Source organism: Photorhabdus viridis (genome assembly GCF_040256935.1).
In the GTDB taxonomy this organism is placed as follows: domain Bacteria; phylum Pseudomonadota; class Gammaproteobacteria; order Enterobacterales; family Enterobacteriaceae; genus Photorhabdus; species Photorhabdus viridis.
The window spans coordinates 67,201-85,819 of record NZ_JBEJZY010000014.1 but is presented as its reverse complement, the minus strand read 5'-3'; the positions used below and the strand labels follow the sequence as shown (position 1 = coordinate 85,819).

Below are 18,619 nucleotides of genomic sequence, written 5' to 3'. Positions count from 1 at the left end.
AATTATTGAGTATTATTTGGAGTCGAAGGACGTGAAGTATTTTCTTTAGATTTATCAGTGATTAAACGATAGAAAGTTTCACCTGGTTTGATCATGCCCAATTCATTACGGGATCGCTCTTCAATGGCTTCCTGCCCGCCGGTAAGATCGTCAATTTCCGCCGATAATTGATCGTTACGCACTTTAAGTTTGCTGTTTTTGCTCTCTTCCATAGCAACATCATTCTTAACCCGTACATAATCATGAATACCATTTTTACCAAGCCACAGTGAATACTGTAACCATCCGAGTAAAACCACTAATAGTAGCGTCAGCTTACCCATTTCCGCCCCCTGAAATATCTGTCAATCATCCCATAACTCAAAGAGTGACGCTACTATCACAAAACAGGATGGGGGAAAATAGTTGAGGATAAAGTCATGACATAAGCACATCACTGAAGATTCAATAAGGTGCTTATGTTGATGTTATAGGTCATTAATCCCTGAACGTATAATGCCGTTCTTTTTCAATTCCGCCAGCAACTGTTCCACTGATGCTTCAATAGGTTGTTGACCTGCAAGATAAATTTCCGGGTTATCGGGAATCTCATAGGTTGAATCAATCCCCGTGAAATGACGGATTTCACCCGCCCGGGCTTTTTTGTACAATCCTTTAGGATCACGGGATTCGCAAATTTCCAATGGTGTATCGACAAAAACTTCAATAAATTGCCCTGGTTCTAGTAATTCACGAACTTTTTGCCTCTCTGCTTTATGAGGAGAAATAAAAGCGGTCAGTACAACTAAACCCGCATCTACCATCAGATTGGCAACTTCACCCACACGGCGGATATTCTCCTGTCGGTCCTGTTCTGAGAAACCCAAATCACTGCAAAGGCCATGACGCAAGTTATCACCATCAAGCAGATATGTTTTTATTCCCCGTTGAAACAGGGCCTGTTCTAAAGCCCCAGCCACCGTGGATTTACCTGAACCAGATAATCCAGTGAACCAAATAACCAATGCGGGATGCCCATTTTCAGCTTCCCGTTGCTCTCTGGTCAGTTGATATCTATGCCAGACAACATTTCCCGACGCCAAATTTTCAATTCCTTCTGCCAATTTATTTACCTCCCAGCAAATCTCTGGCCCCCCAATGGGGGAAATGGCGGCGAATCAACCGGTTCAACTCCAGTTCAAATTCGTTGAATTCTTTTGGCCCTTCATAAACATCTGTCTGAATTTCACGTACCAAACCAGCGCCAACCGTGACATTAGTCAGCCGATCAATAAAGATAATGCCGCCAGTGTCGCTATTTTGCTGATAACTATCGAGCATTAATGGCTCTTCAAAAGAAAACTCCACTGATCCGATGGCATTCAATGGTAAATCAACAGCCACCCGTTGTGTCAGATTCGTAATATCCACCTGATACTGGATATTCTCAACTTTCCCACGGCTCTTTTTACCTGCCACTTTGATATCAAGATTTTGTCCCTGCACCAAAGGCTGTTCAGACATCCACACGACATCCACTAACGCATGCCGGGTAACCGTCATCTCATCATCAACAGAAATCAGGAGATCGCCCCGACTGATATCAATTTCATCTTTCAGCACCACGGTAATTGCTTCACCGGGGACAGCGAAATCCAAATCACCATCAAAAGTCACGATCCGCTCTACTTGCGAGGTTACACCGGATGGCATGGCTTTAATTTTCTGCCCTTTGCGTAAAATCCCAGATGAAAGTGTGCCGCTGTAACCACGAAAATCGAGATCAGGCCGGCTGACATATTGTACCGGGAAGCGCAGTAACTGCTTCGAAGCTTCTTTTTTTACATCTGCGGTTTCAAGAATATCTAACAACGCAGGTCCTTCATACCAGACCATATTGGTACTTCTGGCGACAATGTTATCGCCATCAAGTGCAGAGATCGGAACAAAATAAATTTTCAAATCTGTCGGCAACTGAGCGGCAAAGTTCAAATAATCTTGTTTGATCAGGTCAAAAACCTCCTGCCTGTATCCCATCAGATCCATTTTATTCACAGCAACCACTAAGTGGCGGATCCCCAGCAAGGTACTGATAAAACTGTGACGACGGGTCTGCTCCTGAACACCTTTACGGGCATCAATTAACAGAATCGAAAGATCACAGGTCGATGCGCCTGTTGCCATATTACGCGTGTACTGTTCATGTCCCGGCGTGTCGGCAATAATAAATTTGCGTTTTTCGGTGGAAAAATAGCGATAAGCGACATCAATGGTGATGCCTTGTTCGCGCTCTGCGGCGAGACCATCCACCAGCAAAGCCAAATCTAATTTTTCACCCTGAGTACCGATTCGTTTACTGTCATTCTGCAATGTTGAAAGCTGATCTTCGTAGATCTGACGGGTATCATGTAACAAACGGCCAATCAGGGTACTTTTGCCATCATCGACGCTGCCACAAGTCAGGAAACGCAATAATCCCTTATCCTGTTGAGCACGCAGATAGGCTTCCACACCACCCTGTTGTTTAATTTGATCAGCAATAACTTCATTTTGTGCAAGTGCGGACATGGTTGTTCTCCTTAGAAATAACCCTGACGTTTTTTCAGTTCCATAGAAGCAGATTGATCACTGTCAATCAGCCGCCCTTGCCGTTCACTTGTCGTGGATATCAGCATCTCTTCAATAATTTCCGGCAATGTTTCAGCATCAGATCTCACGGCCCCCGTCAGCGGCCAGCAACCAAGAGTACGGAAACGAACTTTGCGTTGACTGATAACTTCGCCAGGTTTCAAATCGATCCGGTCGTCATCAACCATAATCAACGTGCCATCACGCTCTATTATCGGACGTGGTTTAGCAAAATAGAGCGGAACGATATCAATTTGTTCCAGGTAGATGTATTGCCAAACATCCAGTTCAGTCCAGTTGGATAGCGGGAATACGCGAATGCTTTCACCTTTGTTAATCTGACCGTTATAATTGCGCCACAATTCAGGACGCTGGTTTTTAGGATCCCATCGATGTGAGCGATCACGGAATGAATAAATACGCTCTTTGGCTCGTGATTTTTCTTCATCACGCCGGGCGCCGCCGAAAGCCGCATCAAAACCATATTTATCCAGTGCCTGTTTTAACCCTTCCGTTTTCATGATGTCGGTATGTTTGGCGCTACCATGCACAAATGGATTTATTTCTATCGCTTCCCCTTGTGGGTTGCGATATACCAGAAGTTCAAAACCGTAATTATTGGCGGTACGATCACGAAACTCGTACATTTCGCGGAATTTCCAGCCCGTATCCACGTGCAGCAAAGGAAATGGTAAGGTTCCCGGATAGAACGCCTTGCGTGCAAGATGAAGCATGACCGAAGAATCTTTACCAATAGAGTAAAGCATCACTGGGTTTTCAAACTCTGCGGCCACTTCCCGTATAATATGGATACTTTCAGCTTCAAGTTGCTGCAAGTGGGTCAATCTTTTCTCGTCCATTACCACTCCTTTATGCAAAATCGACTACTGCCGGACGGCTTATCTTGGCAATAGGTTGTTGCCCAAACCAGGCTATCTGATGGTGGAGTTGAGCTACCTCCCCTACTACCAGTAACGCCGGTGACGGCGCCTGCTGTGCTAACTGTTCCAGTTCCAGCAAAGTGCCTGTCAACACTTGCTGCTCTGGACGAGTACCACAACCGATAACAGCTACGGGTGTATCTTCTGCCCGGCCATGTAAAATTAATTGATGACTTATCAAGGCGGATTTCACCGTCCCCATATAAATCGCCAGAGTCTGATTGCTTTTGGCCAAAGCCTGCCAATCCAGGTCATTACCATTTTCCCGGCAATGACCTGTAATAAAAGTGATACTCTGCGAGTGCTCCCGGTGAGTCAGAGGAATTCCCGCGTAAGCAGTCGCTCCAATAGCGGCGGTAATTCCCGGTACGACTTGAAAAGGAATACCTGCTGATGCCGCAACCTGTAACTCCTCACCACCACGGCCAAAGATAAAGGGATCGCCGCCTTTAAGGCGAACCACTTTTTTCCCTTGTCGGGCAAATTTCACTATCAATTGGTTAGTTTCTTCCTGAGAAACCGAGTGATTGCCTGCTCTTTTACCAACGCAAATTTTATCTGCATCCCGGCGAACCAGATCCAGCACTTCGCTGCTGACCAGATGATCATAAAGCACCACATCAGCCTGCTGAATAACCTGTAATCCTCTCAATGTTAGTAATCCCGGATCGCCTGGGCCTGCACCGACCAGAGCTAATTCTCCCGGTGAACCAGGCTGTTCCAGTTGTTGCTCAAGCTGCTCTTCCGCCTGTTGGATCTGACCATTTGCAACTAACATAGCAAAACGACCATTAAAAGCCTGTTCCCAAAAAGAACGACGCTGACGCATGGAAGTTAATCGCTGTTTTACCCGCTCACGCCAATTCCCGGCAATTTTCGCCATTGCGCCAAGACTGGAAGGCAGTAACGCTTCCAGTTTTTCCCGTATTAAACGCGCCAATACCGGCGCTTTTCCTGCTGATGAAATCGCCACTAAAACAGGAGAGCGATCGATAATTGATGGAAAAATAAATGAGCAATGAGATTGATCATCAACGACATTGACCAAAACACCACGCTTATCCGCCTCGGTAAATACCCGATGATTTAGAATGTGATCATCAGTCGCCGCAATCGCCAAAAAAATGCCATCAAGATATTCAGGCTGGAATTCTCCCTTATACCATTTCAATTCACCAACTTGATAACGCTGTTGTAATTCAGAGCATAATTCAGGTGCTGCAATCTGCAATAATGCGCCAGCCCGTAGTAGTAGCGTCGCCTTACGTGCGGCCACATCCCCACCACCGACAAGTAATATAAGCCGCCCTTTTAACTCAACAAATATCGGTAAGTAATCCACAATTGCCCTTTGTATCCAGTGAAATATTTATAAGTAATGAAACTGTTTCGAATGAATATATGAGTCAGTGGTAAGGTTATGAAATGACAAAAAGGAATTAATTGTTCTGTAATGGAATATAGCTTTTCCTAGTCATGATAAGATTTTTATTCGCTGCTATTTTACTCTGGGTATTCAAAATCTGATCGCTGTTTAGCCATTGCCCCGTAAATCGTCGCCCAATCGGGCGGCGATATAAGGGGGAGCTAACTAACGCAGTTGCGCGTTATTTCAGCGCATTGAGGATTTGCCAGGCTGCTTTGATGCGTGCCTCATTGGGGTAGTTTTTGTTGGCTAGCAGCACAATTCCCATTTGCTCTTGCGGCACAAACGCGACATACGCGCCGAAGCCATTGGTGGCGCCGGTTTTATTGATAAAAAGCGCCTCCGTTGGCGGCTCCGGCGGTGATAGTTCTATGGTTTTGTTGGCCTGATAAGCGATCTGCGCCGAGTTGCCGCTCAGTACCTGCTCAAGGGTAACGGGCCAGTGATAAAGCTCCCAGCCCAGCCCTTGAGTCATTTCCCCTACCCGGTAATAGCCGGTATGGGTTGCCCGAATGGCCTGTGCCAGTTTGCTATCACTTATGCGGGAAGGATCGATATTCGCATCAACGAAGCTGATCATATCCTGCGCACTGGCTTTCAGACCATAGGCTTCCTCATCCAGTACGCCGGGGGTTACGCGAATCGGTTTGTTTTCTTTTGAATAACCCCAGGCATAATTCTTCATATCCTGCGCGGGTACGTTAAACCGGGCATGATGCAGACCAAGCGGTGAAAGAATTTGGCTTGTCACCAGCATTGAGTAAGGTTTTCCAAGGCGTTGGGCGGCGATATAACCCGCCAGGCCAATGCTGGGATTGGAGTACTGGCGATAGGTTCCAGGCGTATACTTCGGCTGCCAGTGCTGATACCAGTTCACCATTTTGCTATTGCTGTCGATCTCATCAGGGAACTGTAACGGTAGGCCGCCGGCGGTGTAGGTGGCAATATTCAGCAGGCTTATGTTGTCAAAAGCGCTGCCTGCAAGCGGTTGAAAATGCTGGCTGGCTTTATCGGAGAGGGAAATAGCTTCCGTCACTTGCGCCCAAGAAATCAGGGTGGCGGCAAAGGTTTTGCTGACCGAGCCTAATTCAAAGATCGTCTCTTTGGTGACCGGCGTGTTGTTCTCTTTTGACGCATCACCGTATTGATAGAAAAAATGCTGACCGCGGAAAGTGACCGCAATCGCCATTCCTGGAATGTCATATTCCTGCATTAGGGAGTGTATGGTCTTATCAACAGTATTTGTCAGATGGGACTGATCGGGTGTATTCGAAGCCTGAGCGCCGAGAGAAGCGGTAAGCAGCAGCCCGCCAGTCAGCATCGAAAATCGTTTTATCATGTGGTGTGTCCTTTATATTACAGTCAGAGCGTTCAATTCTGGATTTTATCAGTCTTTTTATACCCAATCACAAAATTTGTGATCTCTATCACCTGACAAAATAAAACTTTGCGGTTGTTGATTGAAAACCAAGGGCTTTCGTTTCTTTATATCACTTTCTACTAAAAAAGCGGATGAAAGCTTATTTTGGGGTAAGCATAAGTAACGATAGAACTTAATATTCTCTTTCGTTTTGTTTTCAATCGAAACCTTTTTAATCTAATTTTGTCTATATAATAGACTGCAACACCGATCACAATTTCATTTCATTGCTTTTGTTGTAATTTAACCGAAAGAGAGGGAAAGCAATTCATCACAGGCGACGTGAACTTGTTGCTTAAATCTGAGGAGCATAACGGAATGGCAATGGACACTGTGAAAAGACGTGAACAGATTATTGACCTGCTGTGCCATGAGGGCAGTGTACGTGTTGAGCATTTGAGTTCCCGTTTTGGGGTTTCCAGCGTCACTATCCGTAATGACCTGCGTTATCTGGAGCAAAAAGGTTGTGCGCTGCGTTCTTATGGCGGCGCCATGTTGAATCAGCAATTCGCCTTTGATCGCCCCCTGCAAGATAAAGGCCGGTTGAATCGTGATGTGAAATCACGTATTGCGGCTAGGGCAGCGCAGTTTGTTAAGGATGGTGATGCCCTGATCCTTGACTCCGGCTCCACGACTACGCAAATCGTGCCATATCTTAAGGAGCGGCGTGATTTGGTAGTAATGACTAACGCGTTGAATATCGCCTATGAACTGGCGGGATTTGATCAGATGGAGGTGATGGTGCTTGGCGGGAGTGTGCGTCAGAACTCCTACTCGCTTTATGGTCCGGCGGCGGAACAGCAATTGCGTCAGTATCGTTTTAATACTCTGTTTCTTGGTGTCGATGGGTTTGATCTGGAAGCAGGGATTACCACGCCCCATCCCGGCGAAGCTCACCTTAATCGCGTAATGTGTGAGGTGGCGCATGAAATTATCGCTGTGGCGGATGCCAGTAAATTTGGGCGCAGAAGCTTTTGTATGATCCGTCAAGCCGGACAGATTCATCGGCTGATTACTGACAGCCGGATCCCCGATAACTACAGGCGGGCATTAACTGAACTCGGCGTAGATGTGGTTATTGCCGACGAATAACTCTTACAGAGATTAGAACCTGCCTAAGAGTTAATAAACGGGTTCTTGCCCGCATGGGAGACACCATGCAGTCACTATTACAACTTATTCGTCGCCATAAATCAGGTGAAGCGGTGGGGATCTATTCGGTCTGTTCCGCCCATCCTTGGGTATTGGAAAGTGCTTTGCGCGTCGCTAAAGAGCGTAAGACGCCGATACTGATTGAAGCAACGTCTAATCAGGTTAATCAGTTTGGTGGTTATACCGGTATGCAACCCGCTCAGTTCCGTGATGCAGTTTGGCGACAAGCTGATCTTATCGGTTTGCCGCGTGATCGTGTTTGGTTGGGCGGCGATCATCTTGGGCCGAACGCCTGGCAGGATCGCTCCGCAACAGAGGCGATGAAATTGGCTGAAACGTTGATACATGATTATGTGGCCGCAGGATTTCGTAAGATCCATCTTGATTGCTCTATGTCTTGCGCTGATGATCCAACACCGCTTGGTGATGATGAGATTGCGGTACGTGCGGCTCGTTTGTGCCTGGTGGCAGAACGTTGTTGGCAGCAGGTGGGGGGAGAACCACCGGTTTATGTGATTGGCACCGAAGTGCCGGTACCGGGCGGCGCTAAGGAAGCGTTGGAAGGGATGCAGGTTACGACACCTCAGGCAGCAGCCACAACGTTGAATGTACATCAACAAGCCTGGCAATTGGCAGGGCTGGAACAGGTATGGCCGCGGGTGATTGCGCTAGTGGTGCAGCCGGGTGTGGAGTTCGATCACCATGATGTCGAACATTATCAATCGGAACGTGCGGCGGCACTGAGTCAATATATCGAATCTCAGCCTTACTTGGTCTATGAAGCGCATTCTACTGATTATCAAACTGCGCAGGCTTACCGTGAATTGGTTCGTGATCATTTCGCCATTTTGAAAGTTGGTCCTGCTTTGACTTTTGCTCTGCGTGAGGCGCTTTTCGCGCTCGATAAAATTGATGGTGAATGGAATGGGGAGCAAACAGCGGCGAATCTGTGCGCCACACTGGAACAGGTCATGCTTGAACAGCCGGAATATTGGAATCGCTATTACCACGGTACACCGCATCAGCAGTTTATTGATCGTCAATACAGTTTGAGCGATCGCGTGCGTTACTACTGGCCGCATCCGCAGGTACAACAGGCCGTGAGTACTTTGATGGATAATTTGCGCCGTCATCCGGTTTCTCTTTCACTATTGAGTCAGTACCTGCCAGAACAGGCACAGGCAGTTAACGCGGGAAGGTTGGAAAATGACCCGCATGCCTGGGTGTTGAACAAGATTCGTTCTGTGCTCTTGAGTTATGCTCAAGCTTGTGAGTCTGAGGCACAAGGAGCTTTCGTATGAATGAGCTATTTTTCTATACCGAAGCTTGGCTGCGTGAGCATCACGCGTTGCATACTGCCAGAGAGATTCACCAACAGCCTGCGCTTTGGCGTCAGTTATATCAAAACCTGCAACGTGAGGAAGCGTTGTGGCGACCCTTTTTGCTGCCTTTGTTGTCTGAGCCGGAGTTACAGATAGTGCTGTGTGGCGCAGGTTCATCCGCGTTTGTCGGGCGCGCGTTGGCCCCCTGGTTGCGTGAGCGGTGTGGGCTGAATGTGGTCGCGTACAGCACCACGGATATTGTTCCTTCTCCCTTGCAATACCTCGATCCAACGCGTTCAACGTTGTTGATTTCTTATGGGCGATCCGGCAATAGTCCGGAGAGCGTGGCAGCGGTAAAACTGGCAGATCAGATACTGCCACGCTGTTATCACCTGATGTTGACCTGCAATCCCGCTGGTGCACTGGCACGCTATGCCGAAGGACGCGCTCATGTCTGCTCATTGAATATGCCGCAGGGTTCTCATGACCAGAGTTTTGCCATGACTTCCAGTTTCAGTTGTATGGCGCTGGCGACAGCGTTGTTGTTAGGGCCGTTAACGCTGGAACAGAGTAGTGCGCCACTGATGGCGATGGCTGAATTGTGCGAGCGCGAGTGGAGACAGTGGCAGGTACAGACTAAGCGACTGGCACGTAGCGGTTTTAAGCGCATGATGTGTCTGGGCTCCAGTTGTTTTACCGGTGTAGCTGAAGAGGGGGCGCTCAAGATGCTGGAGCTGACCGCCGGGTATATCGCCACCCGTTACGATTCGTCGATGGGAGTGCGTCATGGGCCGAAGTTTATGATAGAACGCGATACGCTGGTGGTCATGATGCTTTCTGCTGATAAGTATCGTCGTCGTTATGATCTCGATTTGTGGCATGAGCTGAATCATGACGGTCTGGCGCGTCAAATTGTTGCACTGAGTGGCGCGCCGGGGGAAGGATTTACGGCGATTAACAGTGAACAAGATGATATCTGGCTGCTTTTTCCCTATTTGATGTTTTTGCAGATGTTAGCGTTTGAAACCTCGCTGGCGTTGGGTATCACGCCGGACAATCCATGTCCAACAGGGGAGGTCAACCGTGTGGTGAAGGGGGTGGAAATTTATTCCTATCTCCCATCTTACTCACAAAGAACAGCATGTAAGCAGGAGTGATTATGTCGATACCGAATATTTTAATGACCCGAATTGATAACCGGTTGGTGCATGGTCAGGTAGGTGTGACCTGGACCAATTCACTGGGGGCCAATTTGGTATTGGTGGCTAACGATCAAGTTGCCGGTGATTTGATGCAGCAAAACCTGATGGATATGGTGGTTTCCGATGGGATTCAGACCCGTTATTTCACTCTGCAAAAAACCATTGATGTGATTCATAAAGCGGCTGAACGGCAGAAAATTTTTATCGTCTGTAAAACACCGCAAGATGTTCTAACGTTGGTAAAAGGAGGGGTACCGATCCGATTTGTTAACGTGGGCAATATGCATTTTGCTGAAGGGAAGCGCCAGATCCATAAGACTGTTTCGGTTGATGATAGTGACGTAGTGGTGTTTCGTGAACTAGAGCAACTGGGTGTTACCTGCGAGATACGGCGGGTACCGGATGAAGCGGGAGAGCTTATCGATAAACTGTTGTTCTAAAGAGGTGAGTTATGCTGATTGATGCGATATTGATTGGATTACTGGCTGGGTTGGCGGGAGTAGATCTGTTTGATGGATTGACCCATTTTCACCGTCCTGTGGTGATTGGCCCGCTGGTTGGGTTGATTTTAGGGGATGTACAGACGGGCTTGCTGGTAGGGGGGACGCTGGAGCTGGTTTGGATGGGAATGGTGCCATTGGCTGGCGCTCAACCGCCAAATGTGGTGATTGGCGGTGTGATTGGTACCGCATTTGCCATTTTGACTCAGGCTGATCCTAAGGTGGCGATTGGTATAGCGGTGCCATTTTCCATTGCGGTACAAGGCGGTATTACGCTGTTGTTTACCTTGTTCTCACCCATGATGCATAAATGCGATCAGATGGTGAAAAAGCTGAATTGGCGCGGCGTGGAACGTGTGAATTATCTGGGTATCACCATTCTGTTTTGTTTCTACTTTATTGTAGCGTTTTTGCCGGTTTATTTTGGCGCTGACGCTGCCAGCGTCATGGTGCAGAAAGCGCCGCAGTGGTTGTTGGATGGGTTGGCTGTTGCCGGCGGAATGATGCCAGCCATTGGTTTTTCCATGCTGATGAAAATCATGATGAAAAAGACCTACATAGCCTATTTCATTCTGGGCTTTATTTCGGTTACGTTCCTTAATATGCCGATTATCGCTGTAGCACTTGGCGCATTGGCGATCGCATTAATCGATTTCTTTAACCGTTCCCGTATAGAAAATGCGGCTGAACGCGGCGCACCTACCACCCAGTCTCAGGAGATGGAAGATGGCATTTAACGACACCGATGCTGCTATGGCAGCTAAAGCTGAGAAAAGGATGGCGCAGGCACTGGCAACCAGTCAGGTTGAGCAGGATGATTATCAGGACAGTACGCCGGGTGAAGAGCTGACGAACCGCGATCTGAATCGTATGGCGTGGCGCTCCCTGTTGTTACAGGCATCATTTAACTATGAACGTATGCAGGCGGGTGGCTGGTTGTACACTTTGATCCCTGGGCTGCGTAAGATCCATAAGGATCCGCAAGATCTGGCGAATTCGATGAAGATGCACATGGAGTTTATCAATGTGCATCCGTTTGATGTCACCTTCCTGTCTGGGTTGGTGCTGGCAATGGAACGGAATAAAGAGAAAATTTCGACTATTCGTGCTGTGAAAGTTGCGTTGATGGGGCCGCTGGGCGGGATTGGCGATGCGTTGTTCTGGCTGACGCTGTTACCCATCTGCGCTGGGATTGGGGCATCTCTGGCGCTACAGGGCAGCCTGTTTGGCCCCCTCGTATTCCTGTTGTTGTTCAATATCGTACATTTTGGCTTGCGTTTTGGCCTGGCGCATTATGGTTATCGTACCGGAACCAGCGCGCTGGTATTGCTAAAAAAACATACCAAAAAGATCTCCCATGCGGCATCAATTGTGGGAATGACGGTGATCGGGGCATTGGTGGCTTCCTACGTTCATCTCTCGACACCGGTGGTGGTCAACGCCGGTAAAGCCAGTGTGGCGTTGCAAAAGGATGTGCTGGATAAACTGATGCCTAATTTATTGCCGTTATGTTTCACCTTGCTGGTGTTTTGGCTGATGAAAAAAGGGTTTTCGCCGGTCAAGTTGATTGGTTTGACGGTGGTGATCGGCATTGTGGGTAAATTTGTTGGTTTTCTTTAACAAGCGCACTGAGGAGATGGCATGTTAGGTATTGTAATCACCGGTCATGGGCATTTCGCTAGTGGTTTGTTGCAGGCGGTGGAACAGGTCGTAGGGCAGCAGCCCCAGTGTTGTGCTGTCGATTTTCCTGAAGGGATCAGTACTGAAAAATTGTTGCTATTACTGGAGGCGGCTTGTTCCGCCTGTGATAGCGGCGATGGTGTGATGATTCTCAGTGATTTGCTGGGCGGATCACCGTTTCGGCAGGCGGCGCAATTGGCGATAACCAATCCACGTTATGAAGTTATCACCGGGACTAATATGCAGTTGGTGGTAGAAATGATGCTGGACCGTGAAGGTATGGCGCTGGAAACCTTTCGTGATATGGCGCTGGAGTGTGGGCGGCGGGGATTGACCAGCCTGTGGCATGAACAACAGAAACGGCGATATGACAGCCTGAATCTGGATGGCATTTAAGGAGCTTATATGTACCTGATTTCCAGTCGTCAAATGCTGAAAAAGGCTCTGCGTGAAGGTTATGCGGTTCCTGCTTTCAATGTCCATAATCTGGAAACTATTCAGGTGGTAGCGGAAACCGCTGCCCGCCTGGCATCACCGGTTATTCTGGCGGGTACGCCGGGTACTTTCAGTTATGCCGGTACTGACTATTTGGTGTCGATCTGCCAGGACGCTGCCCATCGCCACAATCTGCCGTTGGCGTTGCATCTTGATCATCATGAGGAATTGGCGGATATCCGCAATAAAGTGGAGGCGGGTGTACGTTCAGTGATGATTGATGGCTCGCATTTACCCTTTGAGGAGAATATTCGTAAGGTGGCTGAGGTGGTACGATTTTGCCATCGTTACGATGTTAGCGTTGAGGCGGAATTGGGGCGGCTAGGTGGGCAGGAAGATGATTTACAGGTCTCCAGTGCCGATAGTTTCTTTACCGATCCGCTGGCAGCGAAAGCCTTTGTTGCCCGTACTGGTATTGATTCTCTGGCGGTAGCGATTGGTTCTGCGCATGGTTTGTATCATGGTGAACCGCATCTGGATTTTGATCGGTTAGCAGCAATTTGTGAACAGGTGGATATTCCGTTGGTGCTGCATGGCGCATCGGGTATTCCTGAAGTGATGATACAGCAGGCGATTGGTCTTGGTGTATGTAAAGTCAATGTGGCGACCGATCTGAAAATTGCTTTTGCTGATGCGGTAAAGCGCTATTTCATTCAGCATCCAGATGCGAATGATCCACGTAATTATATCGCGCCGGGAAAACAGGCTATGCAGGCAGTAGTAGAAGAGAAGATCCGGATTTGTGGCAGTGCAGGTAAGCTGTATTCGTGACGGTTCTGTTTTTTCATTCTGACTATAAGGAAACTGCTGTGAAAATAAGAGCGTTAAATAAAATTACGTTAAGTTTATTAGCTAGTTCCGTGTTGTATAGTGCTCCAGTCTGGGCAGATAGCTGGCGATTGGAGGGTGACAATTACCGTGTAACTGTTAGCGACGAACACGGTAAAGTGACGCAACTAAAATTTGAAAATCCGAAAAACCACGATCAAATCATTACCGACAATCTGTTTGAAATCACGTTGAAATCAGGAGAGACGCTCGCGGCTAAAGATTTTCAGATTACTGATATCAGCAAAAAGAACAATCGTATTGTTGTCTCCCTGAAACATGGCGACATTCAGGTAAGAAATATAATTACTGCGGAGGATAAAGATAAGTACGGCTCGTTTGAAATCACCATTACACCGCAGGAAAACGCGTTAGAGCTTAGCTCTGTCTCGTTGATGCCATTTCGCACTAAAATCCCTTTTGTTCACGGGTCTATCGCCAGTTCACCGATTATCAGCGATAGCTTCTTTATTGTTCCCGGTAATCCATTGATTAATACTGAGGCTTATAAAGGAGGCGCTTCACAAAAAATTGCGCTCTCTATCCCGTTAGAGTCGGGGAAAACGTTAAGTTATAAGACGTATATTGGTGTTTATCAGGAAGGGCAATTGCGGCGCAACGTCAATGAGTTTTTGAACAATGCTCGTCCGCGTGAATATAGTCCTTACCTACATTACAACTCTTGGTACGATATTGGTTACTTCACGCCTTATACCGAACAAGAGGCGTTGACCCGTATCAATCAGTTTGGGCAGGAGTTGGTGACTAAGCGCGGTGTGAAGTTGAGTGGTTATCTGTTTGATGATGGTTGGGATAATCTCAAAGGAGATTGGGGTTTTAGTCAGGCATTTCCCCATGAGTTCAAAAATCTTAAACAGGCAGCAGATCAATATCGTGCTCGTTTAGGTATTTGGCTTTCTCCTTGGGGCGGTTATGGTAAACCGGGTGAGCAACGTGTTTCTCATGCGGAGGAGTTTGGTTATGAAGTGATAGATGGCAGATTTGCGCTCTCAGGTCCTAATTACTACGCCAATTTCCATAACCGGGTACTCAACCTGATTCAACAACAAAATGTATCCATGTTTAAGCTGGATGGCACCGGTAATGCTGATCGTGTGATTAAAGGAAGTGCATTCACCAGTGATTTTGATGCCGCTATCCATCTTATTGAAGATATGCGCAATACAGGCAATGAACTGTTTATCAACTTGACCACAGGCACCAAAGCCACGCCTTCCTGGCTATTTTTCGCCGATTCTATTTGGCGTGGCGGCTATGATGTGGAGTTTCGCGGCACAGGTTCCAAAGTGCAGCAGTGGCTTACCTATCGTGATGCAGAAACTTATCGTAATGTCGTAAGAAAGGGGCCGTTGTTCCCACTGAATTCGTTGATGCTGCATGGCATTGTTTATGCTAAACAGGCCAAGCATCTGGATAAACAGTCAGCCAAAGATTTTGCCGATCAGGTTTGGAGCTATTTTGGCAGCGGCACTCAGTTACAGGAGATGTATGTTACGCCTGAACTGTTGACCACAGAGGATTGGGATACGCTGGCAAACGCGGCGAAATGGTCAGAGAAAAATAAAGATGTACTGTTTGATACCCATTGGATTGGTAAAGATCCCACCGATCTAGCGGTGTATGGTTGGGGAGCCTGGAATCCGAAAAAGTCGATTATTACTTTGCGCAATCCTGCTGATGAAGTGAAACAATATTATCTGGATTTGCAAAGTGATCTTGAATTGCCTGATGATCAACTTTCGGTATATGACGTTAATATCGATTATGGCGAGAACAACTCGCTACCGAAGTTTATCAATAAGACGGCGTTGATTACCCTTCAACCGTTAGAAACACTGACCTTTTCTTTGACCCCATCGAAATAATCACAGTGTTATTAAACTGCCCTGAATAAATTATTTATTCAGGGCAGTTATTATTTAGGAAACTATTGTAACGGTATTTTTTTATTGTTGTATTTAAGCGAATTTCAGAGGATCAAATCACGCTAATTGAAAAACATGATTTTATTATCTCTAAAATGCTTATATTTAAATATAATTGTTTTGTACGGATAAACTGAAAAGGCAAAACTAATGAAAGCGCTGATCGTAATTGACATGTTGAACGATTTTGTCACAGGAGCACTCGCCAATGAGTCGGATGCGATGAAGATCGTACCGGTAATTAAACGGCTAATTGATCATGCCCGGCGTCAACCGGATTGGCTGGTGGTTTATGCTAATGACGCTCATCGAGCTGATGATCGAGAAATGAGCATCTGGGGCAGACATGCAATGGCCGGAACGCTAGGTGCTAATGTTATTGAAGCATTGGCTCCTGTTGGCGCAGATCGTGAAATTGTTTTGCCTAAGCGATTTTATGGGGCTTTCGATGGAACCGATCTGGAAGAGGTTTTTAAAGCATATGGTGTGACGGAAGTGGTGTTAACCGGCCAACATACCCATTGTTGTGTCAGACATACCGCTTATGGCGCGTTTATACGCGGTTATCGAATCAAAGTTTTGTCAGATGCTGTGTGTATTTTTCCCGGTGTCGATCAGGAAGATGCTCTTAATTATCTTAAAACCATTTACGGTGCTGAAATTACAATGAGTACTGCATTAGTCATGTGAGTTGGGATAATTTGTTAATACAGTTAGAAATTGATCTGGCAGATACCTGTAAATGTAGGTATCTGCCAGCTAAATAATAAGTTAGTGAAAGTTAAACAGTGGGTAAATTACGTCCATAATAAATTTCTTGTATCTCTTTTTTTAAGAGATGGGTAATTTCCAGCTTTTCAGTTTCACTTAATTGCTCTGGTGTGGCATTAAATAAATAATCATTCAGGTCAAATTCTTTTAGCATCATTTTTGTATGAAATAAATTTTCCTGATAAATATTGACATCCATCATGTAATACTGTGATTGTACTTCTTCGGTCATATAATTCTGAATAGAACTGATTTCGTGATCGATATAGTGCTTCACTCCATTCACATCTCTGGTGAAACCACGCACGCGATAATCCATCGTGACAATATCCGATTCCAATTTGTGGATCAGATAGCTCAGTGCTTTGAGAGGTGAAATAACACCGCAGGTTGATACTTCAATATCAGCCCGGAAAGTGCATATGCCACCGCCCGGATGACTCTCTGGGTAAGTGTGGACACAGATATGACTTTTATCCAAATGAGTAACGACAGAATCGGGTAATGGACCTGGATTTTCAGTGTTGTCTACATCCTTTGGGTCCATCGGCTCTTCACTGACGAGAATAGTGACACTTGCTCCTTGTGGCTCATAATCCTGGCGGGCAATATTCAGAATATTTGCACCAATGATCGAACAGGTTTCGCTGAGAATTTCCGTTAAACGATTAGCGTTATATTGTTCGTCAATATAGGCGATATAACTATCCCGATCGGCTTGGCTTTTTGCATAGCAGATATCATAAATACAAAAACTCAGGCTTTTTGTCAGGTTATTAAAGCCGTGCAATTTCAGCTTATGCAATTTATTTCACCTCCTGGCTAATGGGTGATTATGGGGTATTGGATAGCGCATCCAGCAGATATTGCGGTAGAGCAAAACTACTTGCGTGAACGGCTGGGTTGTAGTAGCGGCAGGTAAAGCCTGCGGCATTAAAACGCTGTTGCAGTGTTGCTAGATCCACATGACGTAATGCCCGGTTCTGACTTGCCCATGCAAAGGTCATTATTCCGCCGTAATAGGTTGGAATAGCAGCCTGATAGAAACTGCTGTCAGCGAAAGAATTGCTCAATTTTTTATGGCTGGTTACCGCTTCATCCTGTTGCAGGAAACAGACACCATTCTGGGCGACAAAAATGCCACCTTCATTCAGACAATGCCGGCAACCTTGATAAAATTCAGATGTGAATAACCCTTCACCAGGTCCGAGCGGATCAGTGCAGTCAGAAATAATGACATCGAATTTCTGATCGGTGGTGTTAACGAAATTAACGCCATCATCAATGATCAGGTTGAAGCGCGGATCATCATAAGCACCGGCATTGTGGTTAGGCAGATATTGACGGCAGAATTCAACTACGCCGGCATCAATTTCAACCATAGTAACGCTTTCAAGGTATTGATGACGACAGACTTCGCGCAGCATACCGCCATCACCACCGCCGATAATCAGCACTTGTTTGGCGTTCCCGTGGGCGAATAGAGGAACATGAGCCATCATTTCGTGGTAGATAAACTCATCACGTTCAGTCGTTTGTACTGTGCCATCCAGCGCCATGATGCGGCCTAACTCCGCATTTTCAAAGATAATCAAATCCTGATGTTCAGTTTTATCGTGATAAAGCACTTTATCGACCGAAAAATACTGCCCAAAATTGGCGTGCAGGGTTTCGTACCAAGTTTCTTTTTGTGACATGCCGCAGTTTCCCCCCGCTGTGATGGCTGTGAAAATTGAGCTCACATAATAGCCAACAATTCTCACAGTTGCACGGTGAAATTTACCCCTTAAGGAGTATGAGGAAAAGAATTATTTAACGTAGGCAAATAAGCTCAACGAATCTCTGGCGAGGGCGTGGCATTTTATCGCATTGGAGAGGTAAATACCTTTGAGATCCTGGTAGCTTTCTTCATTGAGTCTGTCCATCAATTGGCTGTTATAATTGGTCAAATCCCACTTATTACGTTGAGCGAAATAGATAATGGCCCTCTTAATTTCCCGGTCAGGGATTTGGCTGTAACCACAGTCATATTTCAGATAAATAAACACTGCTGTCAGATCCGCCAGATCTTCAGCTTCATTTTCTGTCAGCGCTTTTGCGGGGTGAGAAAAACCGAAAAGAACTAATATGTAAGTCAATAAGGCTAATTTTCGCATTTGTATTATTATAATGAATTCATGTCAGGTTACGTTAACATATTAATATCTTTGTCCGGTAAAGTTTATTTTTTAAAATTATTGTAAAGATCGAGTTAAATCACATTCCCATCGCTTGACCTTCCTGTAGGGGGAACCTTTACGTTGCTGCTATGTGTTGTTTTTTTATTGTT

Annotated in this window: 19 protein-coding genes; 10 read left to right on the top strand and 9 right to left on the bottom strand. The window is 46.4% G+C overall.

Annotated elements, in window-relative coordinates; all coding sequences use genetic code 11:
* Positions 1-2 precede the first annotated feature (2 nt).
* From ftsB to ampC, 6 genes are all read right to left on the bottom strand, one after another.
* Positions 3-323: a cell division protein FtsB gene (gene ftsB / locus ABR397_RS07925; RefSeq protein WP_350305251.1), complete on the bottom strand. Its 321-nt coding sequence runs from the start codon at positions 321-323 to the stop codon at positions 3-5.
* A 144-nt stretch (positions 324-467) separates the two neighbouring features.
* Complete coding sequence (gene cysC / locus ABR397_RS07920; protein WP_350305250.1) at positions 468-1,103, bottom strand: adenylyl-sulfate kinase; 636 nt, start codon at positions 1,101-1,103, stop codon at positions 468-470.
* A 1-nt stretch (position 1,104) separates the two neighbouring features.
* Positions 1,105-2,547 (bottom strand): sulfate adenylyltransferase subunit CysN, encoded by a 1,443-nt coding sequence (gene cysN / locus ABR397_RS07915; RefSeq protein WP_350305249.1) that lies wholly within the window; start codon positions 2,545-2,547, stop codon positions 1,105-1,107.
* 11 nt (positions 2,548-2,558) lie between these two features.
* Positions 2,559-3,467, bottom strand: coding sequence for a sulfate adenylyltransferase subunit CysD (cysD, locus tag ABR397_RS07910; RefSeq protein WP_350305248.1), 909 nt, complete (start codon positions 3,465-3,467; stop codon positions 2,559-2,561).
* Positions 3,468-3,477: 10 nt separating this feature from the next.
* Positions 3,478-4,890, bottom strand: coding sequence for a siroheme synthase CysG (cysG, locus tag ABR397_RS07905; RefSeq protein WP_350305247.1), 1,413 nt, complete (start codon positions 4,888-4,890; stop codon positions 3,478-3,480).
* A 265-nt stretch (positions 4,891-5,155) separates the two neighbouring features.
* Complete coding sequence (ampC, locus tag ABR397_RS07900; protein ID WP_350305246.1) at positions 5,156-6,313, bottom strand: class C beta-lactamase; 1,158 nt, start codon at positions 6,311-6,313, stop codon at positions 5,156-5,158.
* Positions 6,314-6,712: 399 nt separating this feature from the next.
* On the opposite strand from ampC, the gene agaR reads away from it, so the two are divergent.
* From agaR to ABR397_RS07850, 10 genes are all read left to right on the top strand, one after another.
* Positions 6,713-7,486 carry a transcriptional repressor AgaR gene (agaR, locus tag ABR397_RS07895; RefSeq protein WP_021323157.1) on the top strand — a complete coding sequence of 258 codons (774 nt, stop codon included), beginning with the start codon at positions 6,713-6,715 and terminating at the stop codon, positions 7,484-7,486.
* 65 nt (positions 7,487-7,551) lie between these two features.
* The gene (locus ABR397_RS07890) at positions 7,552-8,847 is read left to right on the top strand and encodes a D-tagatose-bisphosphate aldolase, class II, non-catalytic subunit (RefSeq protein ID WP_350305245.1); all 1,296 of its coding nucleotides are present in this window, start codon (positions 7,552-7,554) and stop codon (positions 8,845-8,847) included.
* Positions 8,844-10,025 (top strand): SIS domain-containing protein, encoded by a 1,182-nt coding sequence (locus ABR397_RS07885; RefSeq protein ID WP_350305244.1) that lies wholly within the window; start codon positions 8,844-8,846, stop codon positions 10,023-10,025. Before ABR397_RS07890 ends, ABR397_RS07885 begins: the two co-directional genes overlap by 4 nt.
* Positions 10,026-10,027: 2 nt before the next feature.
* Positions 10,028-10,510: a PTS N-acetylgalactosamine transporter subunit IIB gene (gene agaV, locus ABR397_RS07880; RefSeq protein WP_152963109.1), complete on the top strand. Its 483-nt coding sequence runs from the start codon at positions 10,028-10,030 to the stop codon at positions 10,508-10,510.
* Between the two features lie 11 nt (positions 10,511-10,521).
* Positions 10,522-11,307 carry a PTS N-acetylgalactosamine transporter subunit IIC gene (gene agaW, locus ABR397_RS07875; RefSeq protein WP_350305243.1) on the top strand — a complete coding sequence of 262 codons (786 nt, stop codon included), beginning with the start codon at positions 10,522-10,524 and terminating at the stop codon, positions 11,305-11,307.
* A complete protein-coding gene (locus tag ABR397_RS07870) occupies positions 11,297-12,190 on the top strand; it encodes a PTS system mannose/fructose/sorbose family transporter subunit IID (RefSeq protein ID WP_021323155.1) in 894 nt (297 codons plus the stop codon). Before agaW ends, ABR397_RS07870 begins: the two co-directional genes overlap by 11 nt.
* A 21-nt stretch (positions 12,191-12,211) precedes the next feature.
* A complete protein-coding gene (gene agaF, locus ABR397_RS07865) occupies positions 12,212-12,646 on the top strand; it encodes a PTS galactosamine/N-acetylgalactosamine transporter subunit IIA (RefSeq protein WP_350305242.1) in 435 nt (144 codons plus the stop codon).
* 9 nt (positions 12,647-12,655) lie between these two features.
* Positions 12,656-13,516 (top strand): tagatose bisphosphate family class II aldolase, encoded by an 861-nt coding sequence (locus ABR397_RS07860; protein ID WP_350305241.1) that lies wholly within the window; start codon positions 12,656-12,658, stop codon positions 13,514-13,516.
* A gap of 38 nt (positions 13,517-13,554) precedes the next feature.
* A complete protein-coding gene (locus ABR397_RS07855) occupies positions 13,555-15,459 on the top strand; it encodes an enterotoxin (RefSeq protein ID WP_350305240.1) in 1,905 nt (634 codons plus the stop codon).
* A 210-nt stretch (positions 15,460-15,669) separates the two neighbouring features.
* Positions 15,670-16,209, top strand: coding sequence for a cysteine hydrolase family protein (locus ABR397_RS07850; RefSeq protein WP_350305239.1), 540 nt, complete (start codon positions 15,670-15,672; stop codon positions 16,207-16,209).
* Between the two features lie 91 nt (positions 16,210-16,300).
* Here the strand turns inward: ABR397_RS07850 and speD are convergent, their stop codons facing one another.
* The 3 genes from speD to ABR397_RS07835 form a co-directional block, all read right to left on the bottom strand.
* Complete coding sequence (gene speD / locus ABR397_RS07845; RefSeq protein WP_350305238.1) at positions 16,301-17,095, bottom strand: adenosylmethionine decarboxylase; 795 nt, start codon at positions 17,093-17,095, stop codon at positions 16,301-16,303.
* 28 nt (positions 17,096-17,123) lie between these two features.
* Positions 17,124-17,987 carry a polyamine aminopropyltransferase gene (speE, locus tag ABR397_RS07840; RefSeq protein WP_350305237.1) on the bottom strand — a complete coding sequence of 288 codons (864 nt, stop codon included), beginning with the start codon at positions 17,985-17,987 and terminating at the stop codon, positions 17,124-17,126.
* Positions 17,988-18,098: 111 nt separating this feature from the next.
* Positions 18,099-18,446, bottom strand: a complete 348-nt coding sequence (locus tag ABR397_RS07835; RefSeq protein ID WP_118986483.1) for a YacC family pilotin-like protein — start codon at positions 18,444-18,446, stop codon at positions 18,099-18,101.
* Positions 18,447-18,619 lie beyond the last annotated feature (173 nt).